At 62.8% G+C, this 16740-nt stretch carries 15 protein-coding genes; 12 read left to right on the top strand and 3 right to left on the bottom strand.

Going from position 1 to position 16740, the window contains the following annotated elements; all coding sequences use genetic code 11:
* Window positions 1-82: 82 nt before the first annotated feature.
* Window positions 83-1492 (top strand): MATE family efflux transporter, encoded by a 1410-nt coding sequence (locus tag AC3WK8_RS23950; RefSeq protein ID WP_103326011.1) that lies wholly within the window; start codon window positions 83-85, stop codon window positions 1490-1492.
* Here the strand turns inward: AC3WK8_RS23950 and tusA are convergent.
* Both tusA and rlmM read right to left on the bottom strand, forming a co-directional pair.
* The gene (gene tusA / locus AC3WK8_RS23945) at window positions 1489-1740 is read right to left on the bottom strand and encodes a sulfurtransferase TusA (RefSeq protein ID WP_085597109.1); all 252 of its coding nucleotides are present in this window, start codon (window positions 1738-1740) and stop codon (window positions 1489-1491) included. The genes AC3WK8_RS23950 and tusA overlap by 4 nt on opposite strands.
* Before the next feature lie 58 nt (window positions 1741-1798).
* Window positions 1799-2872 (bottom strand): 23S rRNA (cytidine(2498)-2'-O)-methyltransferase RlmM, encoded by a 1074-nt coding sequence (rlmM, locus tag AC3WK8_RS23940; RefSeq protein ID WP_085597110.1) that lies wholly within the window; start codon window positions 2870-2872, stop codon window positions 1799-1801.
* A gap of 236 nt (window positions 2873-3108) precedes the next feature.
* Here rlmM and acnA point away from each other — a divergent pair, with 236 nt between their 5' ends.
* From acnA to AC3WK8_RS23925, 3 genes are all read left to right on the top strand, one after another.
* On the top strand, window positions 3109-5850 hold the full coding sequence (gene acnA, locus AC3WK8_RS23935) for an aconitate hydratase AcnA (RefSeq protein WP_085597111.1): 2742 nt from the start codon (window positions 3109-3111) through the stop codon (window positions 5848-5850).
* Between the two features lie 177 nt (window positions 5851-6027).
* The gene (locus AC3WK8_RS23930; protein ID WP_103326010.1) at window positions 6028-6819 is read left to right on the top strand and encodes a CPBP family intramembrane glutamic endopeptidase; all 792 of its coding nucleotides are present in this window, start codon (window positions 6028-6030) and stop codon (window positions 6817-6819) included.
* Window positions 6820-7052: 233 nt separating this feature from the next.
* Complete coding sequence (locus tag AC3WK8_RS23925) at window positions 7053-8618, top strand: methyl-accepting chemotaxis protein (RefSeq protein WP_022643334.1); 1566 nt, start codon at window positions 7053-7055, stop codon at window positions 8616-8618.
* Between the two features lie 69 nt (window positions 8619-8687).
* Here the strand turns inward: AC3WK8_RS23925 and AC3WK8_RS23920 are convergent, their stop codons facing one another.
* Entirely contained in the window at window positions 8688-9383 is a 696-nt protein-coding gene (locus tag AC3WK8_RS23920) for an alpha/beta family hydrolase (protein WP_085597113.1), read from the bottom strand.
* A 99-nt stretch (window positions 9384-9482) separates the two neighbouring features.
* Here AC3WK8_RS23920 and ccoN (AC3WK8_RS23915) point away from each other — a divergent pair, with 99 nt between their 5' ends.
* The 8 genes from ccoN (AC3WK8_RS23915) to ccoP (AC3WK8_RS23880) all read left to right on the top strand — a co-directional run bounded on the left by ccoN (AC3WK8_RS23915) (window position 9483) and on the right by ccoP (AC3WK8_RS23880) (window position 16402).
* Window positions 9483-10907: a cytochrome-c oxidase, cbb3-type subunit I gene (gene ccoN, locus AC3WK8_RS23915; RefSeq protein ID WP_022643332.1), complete on the top strand. Its 1425-nt coding sequence runs from the start codon at window positions 9483-9485 to the stop codon at window positions 10905-10907.
* A 10-nt stretch (window positions 10908-10917) separates the two neighbouring features.
* Window positions 10918-11526: a cytochrome-c oxidase, cbb3-type subunit II gene (ccoO, locus tag AC3WK8_RS23910; RefSeq protein WP_022643331.1), complete on the top strand. Its 609-nt coding sequence runs from the start codon at window positions 10918-10920 to the stop codon at window positions 11524-11526.
* A gap of 3 nt (window positions 11527-11529) precedes the next feature.
* Window positions 11530-11745 (top strand): cbb3-type cytochrome oxidase subunit 3, encoded by a 216-nt coding sequence (locus AC3WK8_RS23905; protein WP_022643330.1) that lies wholly within the window; start codon window positions 11530-11532, stop codon window positions 11743-11745.
* Window positions 11742-12689 (top strand): cytochrome-c oxidase, cbb3-type subunit III, encoded by a 948-nt coding sequence (gene ccoP / locus AC3WK8_RS23900; RefSeq protein ID WP_053135997.1) that lies wholly within the window; start codon window positions 11742-11744, stop codon window positions 12687-12689. Before AC3WK8_RS23905 ends, ccoP (AC3WK8_RS23900) begins: the two co-directional genes overlap by 4 nt.
* A gap of 497 nt (window positions 12690-13186) precedes the next feature.
* Window positions 13187-14629 carry a cytochrome-c oxidase, cbb3-type subunit I gene (ccoN, locus tag AC3WK8_RS23895; RefSeq protein ID WP_022643328.1) on the top strand — a complete coding sequence of 481 codons (1443 nt, stop codon included), beginning with the start codon at window positions 13187-13189 and terminating at the stop codon, window positions 14627-14629.
* The gene (gene ccoO, locus AC3WK8_RS23890) at window positions 14629-15237 is read left to right on the top strand and encodes a cytochrome-c oxidase, cbb3-type subunit II (RefSeq protein ID WP_022643327.1); all 609 of its coding nucleotides are present in this window, start codon (window positions 14629-14631) and stop codon (window positions 15235-15237) included. The genes ccoN (AC3WK8_RS23895) and ccoO (AC3WK8_RS23890) overlap by 1 nt, the downstream gene beginning before the upstream one ends.
* 5 nt (window positions 15238-15242) lie before the next feature.
* Window positions 15243-15428 (top strand): cbb3-type cytochrome oxidase subunit 3, encoded by a 186-nt coding sequence (locus AC3WK8_RS23885; RefSeq protein ID WP_031321312.1) that lies wholly within the window; start codon window positions 15243-15245, stop codon window positions 15426-15428.
* Window positions 15425-16402, top strand: coding sequence for a cytochrome-c oxidase, cbb3-type subunit III (gene ccoP, locus AC3WK8_RS23880; protein WP_022643325.1), 978 nt, complete (start codon window positions 15425-15427; stop codon window positions 16400-16402). Before AC3WK8_RS23885 ends, ccoP (AC3WK8_RS23880) begins: the two co-directional genes overlap by 4 nt.
* The last annotated feature ends 338 nt before the right edge of the window (window positions 16403-16740 follow it).

Genomic DNA, 16740 nt, shown 5'->3' with positions numbered 1-16740 from the left:
ACAACACGGGACTTATCCCAGGCATGATGGCAACGCGTAGACTGTCGCGTCCCGCGCAACACACCTATGGACGCTTCGCCCCGTGAATTCCGTGACCGACTCCGCCACCACCCTCTCCACCAGCCGCCCCGCCCGGGTTGGCCGCGAGCTGAAAGACCTGCTGGTACTGGCCCTGCCCATCATGATCGCCCAAGTGGCCACCACCGCCATGGGCTTCGTCGATGCCGTGATGGCCGGGCGAGTGAGCCCCCGCGACCTGGCGGCCGTGGCCCTGGGCAACTCGATCTGGATCCCGGTATTCCTGTTGATGACCGGCACCCTGCTGGCCACTACCCCCAAGGTCGCCCAGCGTTTCGGTGCCAACAAGCTCGAGGAGATCGGCCCACTGGTGCGCCAGGCGTTGTGGCTGGCGGTGTCGGCCGGGATCTCGGCCATGCTGATCCTCATCAGCGCCGAGCCGGTGCTGCACTTGATGAAGGTCGATCCGCAGCTGATCGAACCCTGCATGGGATACCTGCATGGCATCGCCAGCGGCCTGCCGGCGGTGGCCCTGTATTACGTGCTGCGCTGCCTGAGCGATGGCCTGGGCCGCACGATACCGAGCATGATCATCGGGCTCTGCGGCCTGGCCCTGAACATTCCCATCAACTACATCTTCATCTATGGCCACTTCGGCGTGCCGGCCATGGGTGGCGTCGGCTGCGGCTGGGCCACGGCGATCGTGATGTGGGTGATGATGCTGGGCATGGCCGGCTGGATCCGCTGGGCACCGGCCTATCGCAAGATCCAGCTGTTCAGCCGTTTCGAGTGGCCGCAATCGGCAGTGATCAAGCGCCTGCTGGGCGTAGGCCTGCCCATCGGCATCGCGGTGTTCGCCGAGTCGAGCATCTTCGCGGTGATCGCGCTGCTGATCGGCAGCCTGGGCGCCACCGTGGTGGCCGGGCACCAGATCGCCCTCAACGTCAGCGCCCTGATGTTCATGATTCCCTACTCCCTGGCCATGGCCGTGACCGTGCGCGTCGGCCAGTCCCTGGGGCGCCAGGAACCGCGCAATGCCCGCTTCAGCGCCGGGGTCGGCATGGCGACGGCGCTGGCCTATGCCTGCCTGTCGGCAAGCCTGATGTTCTTCCTGCGCGAGCCCATCGCCTCGATCTACACCACCGATCCGCTGGTGATCCAGGTGGCGTCGATGCTGATCGTGTATGCGGCGCTGTTCCAGTTCTCCGACGGCATCCAGGTGACCGCCGCCGGCGCGCTGCGTGGCTACCAGGACACCCGGGTGACGATGATCCTGACCCTGTTCGCGTATTGGGGCATCGGGTTGCCGGTGGGTTATGCCCTGGGCCTGACCGAATGGTTCGGTGCGCCCCGAGGGCCGAGCGGCCTGTGGGAAGGCCTGATCGTCGGCTTGAGCTGCGCCGCGCTGATGCTGTCGATCCGCCTGGTGCGCAGCGCACGCAAGCAGATCCGCATCAGCCGCTCGGCGAGTTAATCGAGCTTCTTGCGGATCCAGTAGAGATAGGTGCCCGCGTCTTCCTCCTGCGCCACCAGCTCATGGTCGAGGAAGACGCAGAACTTGGGGATGTCGCGGCGGGTGGACGGGTCGGTGGCGATCACCTTCAACAACCCGCCCGGCGGCAGGTCACGAATATGCTGGTGCAACATCATCACCGGCTCGGGGCAATTGAGGCCGGTGGCGTCGAGGGTACCGTCTACCGGCGTATCGATGATCTGATTCATGGTTCACTCCTGAAACTGGCCGGCATTGTCGCGCAATGCCGGCCATGTGGCGAGGGGCTCAGCGGGAACGGGCAGGCTTGGTGTCCAGGCGCCGCAGGTGGCAGGTCACCTCCTCGCGGTCGTGGTACAGCTGCTTGCAGCCGATGGCCACGCGGATGCCCCGGGCCTTGAATCCATCCTCGATCCGTTCCAGCAGGCGCTTGACCTCGGCATAGCGCTGCTTCATCGGCAACTTCAGGTTGACCACCGCCTCGCGGCAATGACCTTCACCGATCCAGGTTTCCAGCAAGGCGGCATTGCGCGCCGGCTTCTCGACGATGTCGCAGACCATCCAGTCCACCGGTTGCCGGGGCTGGTAGGTGAAGCCATCGGCCATCAGGTGCTGGACCAGGCCGGTGTCCATCAGGCTCTCGGCCATCGGCCCGTTGTCCACGGCGGTCACCAGCATGCCGCGATTGACCAGCTGCCAGGTCCAGCCGCCCGGGGCGGCTCCCAGGTCGACCCCGGTCATGTCGCTGTGCAGGCGCTCGTCCCACTGCTCGCGCGGAATGAAATGATGCCAGGCCTCTTCGAGCTTCAGGGTCGAGCGGCTAGGAGCCTCCCGGGGGAACTTCAGCCGCGGGATGCCCATGGGCCACATCGCCGAGTTGCCGGCATCGGCCAGCCCGACGAAGACTTCCCGTCCGCTCTTGAAGGTCAGCAGCAGGCGCGGCAAGCCAGCATCTTCCACCAGCTTGCCGGCGCCCTTGAGCGCCTTGCGCAGCGGACCTTCGAATTTCTTGCAGAAGTTCGACAGTTCCTTGCCGTCGTTGGTATCCACCACTTCCAGCCACAGGCTGCCGCACTGCGGGAAAGCGTCCAGGTGGGCCAGGATCACGCTGATGCGGTCGGTTTCCGGTAGCTCGACGAAAGCACCCCGCGCCCACTGCCGGGGAAAGATCAACTGGGAAAAACGCAGGCCCTGCATCAGCCGCTGCGCGCCGTCGTCCTCGGTGCAGATGAACTCGGCGCAGGCGGTGCCCGGCTTGGCCCTGGCATATCCGGCGACATTCAAATGGGCCGCATGATCAGCGATCTCCGAGCAGACCTCGCCTTCGAAACCGGGACGGCAATGGATAAACAGGGTGTTCATGGAATCTCCTGGGCTTTGGCGATCAATCGTTGCGCAAACCTGCCCGAAAGTGCCCCGGATCAACGAAACGGAGCACGCGCAAAGCCTGTCACGAAAAACGGCGCATGATAACCGAGTTAGGAACCTTGGGCTGAACCCAGCAGTCCAGTGATTAGCGATAAGACCCAAACAGAGCTAGGTTAACTCTCTGTCCGTATCACAGGCCCGTAGCCGTGCGGGCCAGAAGGAGTCGTTCAATGCCATCCCTCGATAGCCTGAAAACCCTCAAGACCCTGAAAGTCGACGACAAGACTTATCACTATTTCAGCCTGCCGGACGCAGCGCGGAGCCTGGGCGATATCGATGCCCTGCCCATGTCGCTCAAGGTCCTGCTGGAGAACCTGCTGCGCTGGGAGGACAACAAGACCGTCACCAGCGATGACCTCAAGGCCCTCGCCGCCTGGCTCAAGGAGCGCCGCTCCGACCGCGAGATCCAGTACCGCCCGGCGCGGGTGCTGATGCAAGACTTCACCGGGGTACCCGCGGTGGTCGACCTGGCCGCCATGCGCGCGGCCATGGCCAAGGCCGGTGGCGACCCGCAACGGATCAACCCGCTGTCGCCGGTGGACCTGGTGATCGACCACTCGGTGATGGTGGACAAGTTCGCCAGCAGCAGCGCCTTCGAACAGAACGTCGACATCGAGATGCAGCGCAACGGCGAACGCTACGCCTTTCTGCGCTGGGGTCAGAGCGCCTTCGACAACTTCAGCGTGGTACCGCCGGGCACCGGCATCTGCCACCAGGTCAACCTGGAATACCTGGGGCGCACCGTCTGGAGCAAGGACGAGGACGGCCGCACCTATGCCTTCCCCGACACCCTGGTGGGCACCGACTCCCACACCACCATGATCAACGGCCTGGGCGTGCTGGGCTGGGGCGTGGGCGGGATCGAGGCCGAAGCCGCGATGCTCGGCCAGCCGGTGTCGATGCTGATTCCGGAGGTCATCGGTTTCAAGCTCACCGGCAAGCTCAGGGAAGGCATCACCGCCACCGACCTGGTGCTGACCGTGACCCAGATGCTGCGCAAGAAAGGCGTGGTGGGCAAATTCGTCGAATTCTACGGTGATGGCCTGGCCGACCTGCCCCTGGCCGACCGTGCCACCATCGCCAACATGGCCCCTGAATATGGCGCCACGTGCGGGTTCTTTCCGGTGGACCAGGTGACGCTCGACTACCTGCGCCTGTCGGGCCGCCCGGCCGAACTGGTGAAACTGGTCGAGGCCTACAGCAAGGCCCAGGGCCTGTGGCGCCTGCCGGGCAAGGAACCGGTGTTCAGCGACAGCCTGGCCCTGGACATGGGCACCGTCGAAGCCAGCCTCGCCGGGCCCAAGCGGCCCCAGGACCGGGTGGCCCTGCCGGATGTGGCCCAGGCCTTCAACGACTTCCTCGACCTGCAGTTCAAGCCCACCAGCAAGGAAGAAGGCCGCCTGGAAAGCGAAGGCGGCGGTGGCGTCGCCGTGGGCAATGCCGACCTGGTCGGCGAGACCGACTACCAGCATGAAGGCCAGACCTACCGCCTGAAGAATGGCGCGGTAGTGATCGCCGCCATCACTTCCTGCACCAATACTTCCAACCCCAGCGTGATGATGGCCGCCGGGCTGGTGGCCAAGAAGGCGCTGGAAAAAGGCCTGCAGCGCAAGCCCTGGGTCAAGAGTTCCCTGGCGCCCGGCTCCAAGGTGGTGACCGACTACTACCATGCAGCGGGCCTGACCCCCTACCTCGACCAACTGGGCTTCGACCTGGTGGGTTACGGCTGCACCACCTGCATCGGCAACTCCGGACCGCTGCTGGAGCCGATCGAGAAGGCCATCCAGGGCTCCGACCTGACGGTCGCCTCGGTGCTGTCCGGCAACCGCAACTTCGAAGGCCGGGTGCATCCACTGGTGAAGACCAACTGGCTGGCCTCTCCACCCCTGGTAGTGGCCTACGCCCTGGCCGGCACGGTGCGCATCGACCTCAGCCGCGAGCCCCTGGGCCAGGGCAAGGATGGCCAGCCGGTGTACCTGAAGGACATCTGGCCCAGCAGCCAGGAAATCGCCGAGGCCGTCGCCCAGGTCAACACCCGGATGTTCCACAAGGAGTACGCCGAGGTGTTTGCCGGCGACGCCCAGTGGCAAGCCATCGAGGTACCCCAGGCCGCGACCTATGTCTGGCAGGACGACTCGACCTATATCCAGCACCCACCGTTCTTCGACGACATCGCCGGCGCCCTGCCAGAGGTCAAGGACATCGATGGCGCAAGGGTCCTGGCGCTGCTGGGGGACTCGGTGACCACCGACCATATTTCCCCTGCCGGCAACATCAAGGCCGACAGCCCCGCCGGGCGTTACCTGCGGGACAAGGGCGTGGAGCCCCGGGACTTCAACTCCTATGGCTCGCGGCGCGGCAACCATGAAGTGATGATGCGCGGCACCTTTGCCAATATCCGCATCCGCAACGAAATGCTCGGCGGCGAGGAAGGCGGCAATACGCTGTACATCCCCACCGGCGAGAAAATGGCGATCTACGACGCGGCCATGAAGTACCAGGCCACGGGCACACCGCTGGTGGTGATCGCCGGGCAGGAATACGGCACCGGCTCGAGCCGCGACTGGGCAGCCAAGGGCACCAACCTGCTGGGGGTCAAGGCGGTAATCGCCGAGAGCTTCGAGCGTATCCACCGCTCCAACCTGGTGGGCATGGGCGTGTTGCCGCTGCAGTTCAAGGCCGGCCAGGATCGCAAGAGCCTCAAGCTCAGCGGTCGCGAGACCCTGGATATCCTCGGCCTCAGCGGCACGCAACTGGCCCCGCGGATGAACCTGCAACTGGTGATCACCCGCGAGGATGGCAGCCGTGAGCAGATCGAGGTGCTGTGCCGCATCGATACCCTGAACGAAGTGGAATACTTCAAGTCCGGCGGGATCTTGCACTACGTCTTGCGCCAATTGATCGCAGCCTGATCCGTGACCGCCACAGACACCGCCTTCGGGCGGTGTTTTTCATTGGGTTAACGCACACAAATCGACTGGTTATAATGCCCGCCCGCCAAACCTGACCAATCAGTCACAACAAAGACTACAGATCAGGCGGCGAACAACGTCTGTGCAATATCCATTCTTTCGCAACAAGGATTCCCCATGACCGCTCTGCCATGGATGTACCTGGCACTCCTCTCCATTGGCTATGCGCTGGCCCTGAGCTACGGACAACTGGGGCTGCTGGCCGCCCTCTCGCTCTTGCTGTTGTTGTGCGCAGGCTTGGCCGTACGCCAGCAGCGCAGCCCCATCGGCCAATTCCTGGGCCACGGCCTGTTCGTGGTCGTCGCCCTGGCCCTGGCCATGCACTGGCTGCCCGGCTTCTACAACGGACGCGCCATCGACCCGCAACGCCTCACCGATGACGCCGTGCCGTTTTCCCTGTACCTGAACCAGGACAAGCCGCTGATCGGTTTCTGGCTGTTGCTGGTCTGCCCCTGGATCGTCGGTCGTCGCCCGCTGCGCCTGTCGCTGTACGCCGGTGCCCTGGCCCTGCTCTTGTGCGCCATCACCGCGCTGGGCGGCGCCTTGCTGCTGGGCATCATCAGTTGGGCCCCCAAATGGCCGGAACAGGCCTGGCTATGGGTACTGAACAACCTGCTGCTGGTGACATTGGTGGAAGAGGCGCTGTTCCGGGGCTATATCCAGGGAGGCCTGAGCCGGCGCCTGAAACACCTGCCCTACGGCGAGAACCTGGCCCTGCTGGCTTCGGCCCTGTTGTTCGGCCTGGCGCACCTGGGAGCCGGCTGGCAATGGACGCTGCTGGCGACCGTCGCCGGGATCGGGTACGGTCTGGCCTATCGGTTCGGGGGCCTGGGAACCGCGCTGGCCACCCACTTCGGACTGAACCTCTTGCATTTCGGGCTTTTCACCTACCCGATGCTCGCCGGATAAGTCCGGACACTGCAAAACCGCAAGCGAATTGCCCAAACCAGTACTTCAGAAGTATTGACTGCCAAGGAAGAAGGTCAATGATTAGCCCCTCGCCAACGCCGGTGGATGCCGGCGCCGCATACGACGACACAACACACTCTGCCAATGAGACCGAATGCCAATTATTGAAAAATAGTTTCAATAATAAGCTGAAGCGGCCGATCACTTATCAAAGCCTTGCGGATTGAAAAAACATGCGTAATAACCAGCCTGTCACTCAGCGCGAACGTACCTTCCCGGCTCAACAACGGTTGATTTCCACGACCGATGCCAAGGGCGTCATCACCTACTGCAACGACGCTTTCGTCGAGATCAGTGGGTTCTCCCGCGAAGAACTGGTTCGCGCGCCGCACAACCTGGTACGCCACCCGGATGTGCCACCGGCGGTATTCGCCCACATGTGGACCACCTTGAAACAAGGCCTGCCATGGATGGGTATCGTCAAGAACCGCTGCAAGACCGGCGATCACTACTGGGTCAACGCCTATGTGACCCCGGTGTTCGAAGGCAGCAAGGTGGTGGGCTACGAATCGGTACGGGTCAAGCCCACCGCCGAACAGGTGCGTCGCGCCGAGTCCCTCTACAAGCGAATCAACCAGGGCAAGTCGGCCATTCCCAAGCGCGACAAGTGGCTGCCGATACTGCAAGACTGGTTGCCGTTCATCCTGGTCAGCCAGCTGAGCTTCATGATCGGGGCCTGGCTCAACTCCCACTGGGGCTTCGTCCTGGCCGCCGCTCTCTCGGTACCGCTGGGCCTGCTGGGCCTGACCTGGCAGCAGCGTGGCCTCAAGCGGCTGCTACGCCTGGCCGAGCAGACCACCTCGGACCCGCTGATCGCGCAGATGTACACCGACAGCCGGGGCGCCCAGGCGCGCCTGGAGATGTCGATCCTCAGCCAGGAGGCACGACTCAAGACCTGCCTGACCCGCCTGCAGGACACCGCCGAGCACCTCAACGAGCAGGCCCGGCAGTCCGACACCCTGGCCCACAACAGCTCCAGCGGCCTGGAGCGCCAGCGCCAGGAGACCGAGCAGGTCGCCACCGCGGTCAACCAGATGGCGGCCACCACCCAGGAAGTGGCCAGCCACGTGCAACGCACCGCCGACGCCACCCAGGAAGCCAATCGTCTTACCGGACGCGGCCGCAACATCGCCGGGGAAACCCGTGAAGCTATCCAGCGCCTGTCGGTGGTGGTGGGCGAGACCGGCCAGACCGTGACCCAGCTGGCCAAGGACAGCGATGAAATCGGCGGCGTGGTGGACGTGATCAAGGGCATCGCCGACCAGACCAACCTGCTGGCGCTGAACGCCGCCATCGAAGCGGCCCGGGCCGGGGAGATGGGTCGCGGCTTTGCCGTGGTGGCAGACGAGGTGCGCCAGCTGGCGCAACGCACCAGCGAATCCACCGGGCAGATCCACGCCCTGATCGCCAAGCTGCAGCAAACCGCCGCCAGTGCGGTGCAGACCATGGATGCCGGCCATCGCCAGGCCGAAGAAGGCGTGGCCCGAGTGCTGGAAGCCGACCAGGCGCTGGTGGGCATCAGCGAGGCGGTAGCCAACATCACCGACATGACCACCCAGATCGCTGCCGCCACCGAAGAGCAAAGCTCGGTGGCCGAGGAGATCAGCCGCAACATCAGCACCATCGCCCAACTGGCGGACCAGACCTCCGAGCAGGCCCAGCATTCGGCCGAACTCAGCGAGGCCCTGACCCATACCGCGCACACCCAGTACTCGCTGGTGGAGCGGTTCAACCGCTGACCCAGCAAGGGGCATAAAAAACCGGAAGCAGGTGCTTCCGGTTTTTTTATGCCCGGCCAAACCTGGCGTTCAGCCTGCCGCCCGCAGGAACCCGGCGACCCTGGCCGCGGCGGACTCCAGATGCTGCTCGTGACTGTAACCCGAGGCCTTGAGAGGCTTGAGATCGTGGTCGGCCGCTACCAGCCATTCCAGCTCGATGGCCGGCGCCAGGGTATAGGCCTCCACCGCCGGGCGATTACCCAGGGCATCGCGCTCGCCCTGGACGATCAGCGTCGGCGTGGCCAGTTCGGCCAGGTGCGCTACCCGGGGCTTTTCCGGTTTGCCGGCCGCATAGAAGGGATAGCCCAGGCAAACCAGGGCATCGGCTTGCAACTCGTCGGCCAGCAAGCTGGCCATGCGCCCGCCCATGGACTTGCCGCCCACCGCCAACACCCCAGTGGCATAAGGTCGCACTTGGGCATACACCTCGCGCCAGCACTCCAGGAGCCTGGGCGCCGGGTTCGGAGGGCGCTTGCCGCCGTCCAGGCGGCGCTGGGCCATGTAGGGGAACTCGAAGCGCAAGACGTTCACCCCATGCCGGGCAAGGCGTTCAGCGATCTGTTCCATGAACCCGCTGTCCATCGGTGCGCCGGCACCGTGGGCCAGGATCAAGGTCGGCGACTTGCCCGGGGTCGCACTCGCCGCGACATCCCACGACCAGCCCCGCTCCTGCACGCACTGCGCCCATTGATCCCCGTCAATACTGGCCTTGTGCTCATTGCTCATGCTTGCCTCGCTTTTAGTCTGCCTATAACTCCAGACGAAGTGGGCGCGCCGTGCCGCGCGCAGTCGCTTTCACTTCAGCTGAACCGTGGATGGGGAACCATGAACACTTCTATCAGTACCGCCTACAACTACAAGGTGGTCCGCCAATTCGCCATTATGACGGTGGTGTGGGGCATCGTCGGCATGGGGCTCGGGGTTTTTCTCGCAGCCCAGTTGGTGTGGCCCGAACTCAACTTCGATCTGCCGTGGACCAGCTTCGGTCGCCTGCGGCCATTGCACACCAACGCGGTGATCTTCGCCTTCGGTGGCTGTGCACTGTTTGCCACGTCGTTCTATTCGGTGCAACGCACCTGCCAGACCACGTTGTTCGCGCCGAAAATCGCCGCGTTCTGCTTCTGGGGCTGGCAGTTGGTGATCCTGCTGGCGGCCATCAGCCTGCCATTGGGCTACACCAGCTCCAAGGAATACGCCGAACTGGAATGGCCGATCGATATCCTGATCACCATTGTCTGGGTGGCCTACGCCATCGTGTTCTTCGGCACCCTGGTCAAGCGCAACACCAAGCACATCTATGTGGGCAACTGGTTCTTCGGTGGCTTCATCATCACCGTGGCCATCCTGCATATCGTCAACAACCTGGAACTGCCGGTCAGCCTGACCAAGTCCTACTCGCTGTACGCCGGCGCCACCGACGCCATGGTGCAATGGTGGTACGGCCACAACGCCGTGGGCTTCTTCCTGACCGCGGGCTTCCTGGGGATGATGTACTACTTCGTGCCCAAGCAGGCCGAACGTCCGGTCTACTCCTATCGCCTGTCCATCGTGCACTTCTGGGCACTGATCACCCTGTACATCTGGGCCGGCCCGCACCACCTGCACTACACCGCGCTGCCGGACTGGGCGCAGTCCCTGGGCATGATCATGTCGCTGATCCTCCTGGCTCCAAGCTGGGGCGGCATGATCAACGGGATGATGACCCTGTCGGGCGCCTGGCATAAGCTGCGCAGCGACCCGATCCTGCGCTTCCTGGTGGTATCCCTGGCGTTCTACGGCATGTCGACCTTCGAAGGTCCGATGATGGCGATCAAGACCGTCAACGCCCTCTCCCACTACACCGACTGGACAATCGGCCACGTACACGCCGGCGCCCTGGGCTGGGTTGCGATGATCTCCATCGGTTCGCTGTACCACCTGATCCCGAAAGTCTTCGGTCGCGAGCAGATGTACAGCCTCGGCCTGATCAACACCCACTTCTGGCTGGCCACCATCGGCACTGTGCTCTACATCGCCTCGATGTGGGTCAACGGCATCGCCCAGGGCCTGATGTGGCGTGCAGTCAACGAAGACGGCACCCTCACCTACTCCTTCGTCGAAACCCTGGTGGCTAGCCACCCAGGCTTCATCGTGCGACTGGTCGGTGGGGCGATCTTCCTCAGCGGCATGTTCCTGATGGCTTACAACACCTGGCGCACCGTGCGTGCCGCGGTGCCAGCCGAAGTCAACGCTGCTGCGCAGATGGCCTGAGGAGTCCGCCATGAAACACGAAACGATTGAGAAAAACGTCGGCCTGCTCATGCTGCTGATGGTCTTCGCGGTGAGCATCGGCGGTCTGACCCAGATCGTCCCGCTGTTCTTCCAGGACGTCACCAACAAACCGGTGGAGGGCATGAAGCCCTACACCGCGCTGCAACTGGAAGGCCGCGACATCTACATCCGCGAAGGCTGCGTACAGTGTCACTCGCAGATGGTCCGTCCGTTCCGCGCCGAAACCGAACGCTATGGCCACTACTCGGTAGCCGGTGAAAGCGTCTGGGACCATCCATTCCTGTGGGGTTCCAAGCGTACCGGTCCGGACCTGGCCCGCGTTGGTGGCCGCTACTCCGACGACTGGCACCGTGCGCACCTGTACAACCCGCGCAACGTCGTGCCGGAGTCGAAGATGCCAGCCTACCCATGGCTGGTGACCGCACCGGTGGACAGTAGCCATACCGAAACCAAGCTCAAGGTCATGCGTACCCTCGGCGTGCCTTACACCGACGAAGACATCGCCGGTGCGACCGCCTCGCTCAAGGGCAAGACCGAGATCGACGCCCTGGTGGCCTACCTGCAAGTGCTTGGCACTTCGATCAAGAGCAAGAGGTGAGCCATGGGCTTTGCACTCGATAGCGGCATGATCCGCGGGCTCGGGACCCTGGTAGTGATGATCGCCTTCGTCGGCTTGTCGATCTGGGTGTTCAACACCAAGCGCAATCCCGAGTTTGCCCAGGCACGCCTGCTGCCCTTCGCCGATGACCCGGCGGCGAGCACTTCATCTGATGACGCTCAACCTCAAGAGCCTGCAACAAGGAGCATTCGGCCATGACCACCTTCTGGAGTACGTGGATCTGCGTACTGACCATCGGCAGCCTGATCGGCCTGACCTGGCTGCTGGTCGGCACCCGTCGGGGTGAAACCAAGGGCAGCGTGGACCAGACCATGGGTCACGCGTTCGATGGCATCGAGGAATACGACAACCCCCTGCCGCAATGGTGGTTCCTGCTGTTCGCCGGCACCCTGGTGTTTTCCGTTGGCTACCTGATCCTCTATCCGGGCCTGGGCAACTGGAAAGGCGTCCTGCCGGGCTATGAGGACGGCTGGACCCAGACCAAGGAATGGGAAAAGGAAATGGCCAAGGCGGACGTGAAGTTCGGTCCGATCTTCGCCAAATTCGCCGCCATGCCCGTGGAAGAAGTCGCCAAGGACCCACAAGCGTTGAAAATGGGTGGTCGCCTGTTCGCCTCCAACTGCTCGGTCTGCCACGGTTCCGACGCCAAGGGTGCCTTCGGCTTCCCGAACCTGGCCGACGACAACTGGCGCTGGGGTGGCGATGCCGAGACCATCAAGGCCACCATCATGGGCGGACGCATGGCCGCGATGCCGGCCTGGGGTGAAGTGCTCAAGGAAGACGGCGTGAAGAACGTCGCCGCCTATGTGCGTCATGAACTGGCCGGCCTGCCGCTGCCAGCCGATAACGACGCCGACCTGGTAGCCGGCCAGCAAGCCTTCAGCACCACCTGCGTGGCTTGCCACGGTGCGAATGGCAAGGGCACCGCCATCATGGGCGCGCCGGACCTGACCCAGCCAGCCGGCTTCATCTACGGCACCAGCCTGGCCCAGCTGCAACAGACCATCCGCCATGGTCGCCAGGGCCACATGCCGGCGCAGAGCGAACTGCTGGGCAACGACAAGGTGCAGCTGCTGGCTGCCTACGTGTACAGCCTGTCCCACAACAGCAGCAACAAGCCTCAAGCTGCAAGCGACAAGTAAAAGATCAACGGCAAGCTGCGAGTCCTCGCTTGCAGCTTGCCGCTTCAAACTTCCCCTCTGCTTCTTTGCGACCAAGTGTCGCACCCCTCTCCCCCGCCACGTTTGCACCCATCCGAATCAGGTCTAGGCTTACCCCGAAGTGGGCTGGCGAAGGCCGGTCGCAGGCCAAAGGTATGGGCGACGCTCGAAGCTTTCGTTCGATGACAGGCCGCAAAGGCTGGTTTATACCGGCTGTCGACTCGCTGACCGCCTGTCAGCTGTTCAAGGGGCTTCCACACACCCGGTTACAACTGACCTGACACCCCCGATTTTTTTGTCCACTGCGACAGTTTGTCAGAGGGCGTTTTTTGTCCCTACTCGGCATAGGGAAAGGCCGCAGAATCAGGCATGGAACGCATTGACGCAGGTCATGGCGCGTTGCAATGACCCCCTGCTTTCTCCATACTTGCGACCGATTTTTATCCCTAATAAAACACCCAAACCGTGGAACCTTAGAAATGAGCACAGCAATCAGTCCGACTGCTTATAACTATAAGGTAGTCCGCCAGTTCGCCATCATGACGGTGGTCTGGGGGATCCTTGGCATGGGGCTCGGTGTCTTCATCGCCTCGCAATTGGTCTGGCCGGAGTTGAACTTCGGTCTGCCATGGACGACGTTTGGACGCCTGCGCCCGCTGCACACCAACTTGGTGATCTTCGCCTTCGGTGGATGTGCATTGTTTGCCACCTCTTACTATGTCGTGCAGCGAACCTGCCAGACGCGACTGATTTCCGACAGCCTCGCGGCCTTCACCTTCTGGGGTTGGCAGGCGGTGATCGTCGGTGCCATCGTGACCCTGCCATTGGGTTACACCACCACCAAGGAATACGCCGAACTGGAATGGCCCCTGGCTATCCTCCTGGCGATCGTGTGGGTCACCTACGGCCTGGTGTTCTTCGGCACCATCACCAAGCGCAAGACCAAGCACATCTACGTGGGTAACTGGTTCTACGGCGCCTTCATCGTGGTCACGGCGATGCTGCACATCGTCAACCACGCCTCCCTGCCGGTCAGCTTCTTCAAGTCCTACTCGGCCTATGCCGGCGCCACCGACGCGATGATCCAGTGGTGGTACGGCCACAACGCCGTGGGCTTCTTCCTGACCACCGGCTTCCTGGGGATGATGTACTACTTCGTGCCCAAGCAGGCCGAGCGTCCGATCTACTCCTATCGCCTGTCCATCGTGCACTTCTGGGCGCTGATCACCCTGTACATCTGGGCCGGCCCGCACCACCTGCACTACACCGCGCTGCCGGACTGGGCCCAGTCCCTGGGCATGGCCATGTCGATCATCCTGCTGGCTCCAAGCTGGGGCGGCATGATCAACGGCATGATGACCCTGTCGGGCGCCTGGCATAAGCTGCGCACCGACCCGATCCTGCGCTTTCTGGTGGTGTCCCTGGCGTTCTACGGCATGTCGACCTTCGAAGGTCCGATGATGGCGATCAAGACCGTCAACTCGCTGTCCCACTACACCGATTGGACAATCGGCCACGTACACGCCGGTGCCCTGGGCTGGGTAGCGATGATCTCCATCGGCGCCCTGTACCACCTGATCCCGAAAGTCTTCGGTCGTCAGCAGATGCACAGCATCGGCCTGATCAACACGCACTTCTGGCTGGCTACCATCGGTACCGTTCTCTATATCGCCTCGATGTGGGTCAACGGCATCACCCAGGGCCTGATGTGGCGTGCGATCAACGACGACGGCACCCTCACCTACTCCTTCGTCGAAGCGCTGCAAGCCAGTCACCCAGGCTTCATCGTCCGCGCCCTGGGCGGTGCTTTCTTCGCCGCCGGCATGCTGATCATGGCGTACAACGTATTCCGTACCGTGCGCGCCTCGAACCCGGCGGAAGCTGAAGCCGCTGCTCAGATCGCTGTAGTTGGAGCTCACTGATGAAGCACGAAGTAGTCGAGAAGAACATTGGCCTGCTGGCCTTCTTCATGGTCATCGCCGTCAGCATCGGCGGCCTGACCCAGATCGTCCCGCTGTTCTTCCAGGACGTCACCAACAAGCCGGTGGAAGGCATGAAGCCACGCACCGCGCTGGAACTGGAAGGTCGTGACATCTACATCGCCAACGGCTGTGTCGGCTGCCACTCGCAGATGATCCGTCCGTTCCGTGCCGAAACCGAACGCTATGGCCACTACTCGGTAGCCGGTGAAAGCGTCTGGGACCATCCATTCCTGTGGGGTTCCAAGCGTACCGGTCCGGACCTGGCCCGCGTTGGCGGCCGCTACTCCGATGACTGGCAGCGTGCGCACCTGTACAACCCGCGCAACGTTGTCCCCGAGTCGAAGATGCCGGCTTATCCGTTCCTCGTAGAAAACAAGCTCGACGGCAAGGACACCGCGAAGAAAATGGAAGTCCTGCGCACGCTCGGCGTTCCCTACACCGACGAAGACATCGCCGGTGCCAAGGATGCCGTGAAGGGCAAGACCGAAATGGACGCGCTGGTGGCCTATCTGCAAGGCCTGGGCACCATCATCAAAAGCAAACGGTGATCTAGATGGATATCGGGATGATTCGTGGCCTGGGCACCCTTGTCGTGATGGTGGCCTTCGTCGGCCTGGCACTCTGGGTGTTCAGCCCCAAGCGCAAGTCCGAGTTTGACGACGCGACCTTGCTGCCGTTCGCGGATGACCCCGACGCCATCAAGCACGTCGAGCAAGCTTCTAGGAGTAACAAAGAATGACTACGTTCTGGAGTCTGTACGTCACAGTCCTCAGTCTGGGTACCATCTTCGCCCTGACCTGGCTGCTGCTGTCGACCCGCAAGGGCCAGCGCGCCGAGCAGACCGACGAGACGGTCGGCCACTCTTTCGACGGGATCGAGGAGTACGACAACCCACTGCCCAAATGGTGGTTCATGCTGTTCGTCGGCACCATCGTCTTCGCCTTGGGTTACCTGGTGCTGTACCCCGGCCTGGGCAACTGGAAAGGCGTACTGCCTGGCTACAACTACCTTGATAACGAGAAGCAGACCGCATTCGCCAACGGCCAGTCCGGCTGGACCGGCGTGCATGAGTGGGAAAAGGAAATGGCCCGCTCCGACGCCAAGTTCGGTCCGATCTTCGCCAAGTACGCAGCCATGCCGATCGAGGAAGTAGCCAAGGATCCACAAGCCCTGAAAATGGGTGGCCGCCTGTTCGCTTCCAACTGCTCGGTCTGCCACGGTTCCGATGCCAAGGGTGCCTATGGCTTCCCTAACCTGACCGACGCCGACTGGCGCTGGGGCGGCGAGCCGGAAACCATCAAGGCCACCATCATGGGCGGTCGTCACGCAGTGATGCCAGCCTGGGTGGATGTAATCAAGGAACAAGGCGTCAGCGACGTTGCCGCCTATGTCCTGACCAACCTCGATGGTCGCAAGCTGCCGGAAGGCATCAAGGCCGACCCGGCCAATGGCCAGAAGCTGTTCGCCGCCAACTGCGCGGTCTGCCACGGTCCTGAAGGCAAGGGCACCCCAGCCATGGGCGCACCCAACCTGACCCACCCGGCAGCGTTCATCTACGGTTCGAGCTTCGCCCAGCTGCAGCAGACCATTCGCCATGGTCGCCAGGGCGTGATGCCTGCCCAGGAGCAACTGCAAGGCAACGACAAGGTCCACCTGCTGGCGGCTTATGTCTACAGCCTGTCCCACGGTGACAAGCAGGCCGATGCTGAATAAGCCCATGGCCTGAAGGCAATACCCGAACGGCCCCGCCAATGCATGTTGGCGGGGCCGTTTTCATTGGGCGCCGTTCTCTGTCAAAAACGTCCTGCGTGACGCATAGAAATCTAAGGTAAGACCGACAACTGCCTAGGGATTTTTCCGACGCCATGAAAGATTCGAACGGTATGGAGTGCAAAACGGTCCATAATCCACAAGTCAATTGATTCAGGTCATTACACTATCGATTGGCTTCCCCCAACGCGACCAAAGGTCGCACCCTTGCCCCAGAGCTAGAGGCGTATCATTGCGCCACTGCAACACCCCTTTTTGACCCCGGTCGGCACGTACTGGCC

It is taken from the genome of Pseudomonas sp. FW507-12TSA, assembly GCF_058781435.1.
The sequence above is the reverse complement of the archived record's forward strand: the minus strand, read 5'-3'. Positions and strand labels throughout refer to the sequence as shown.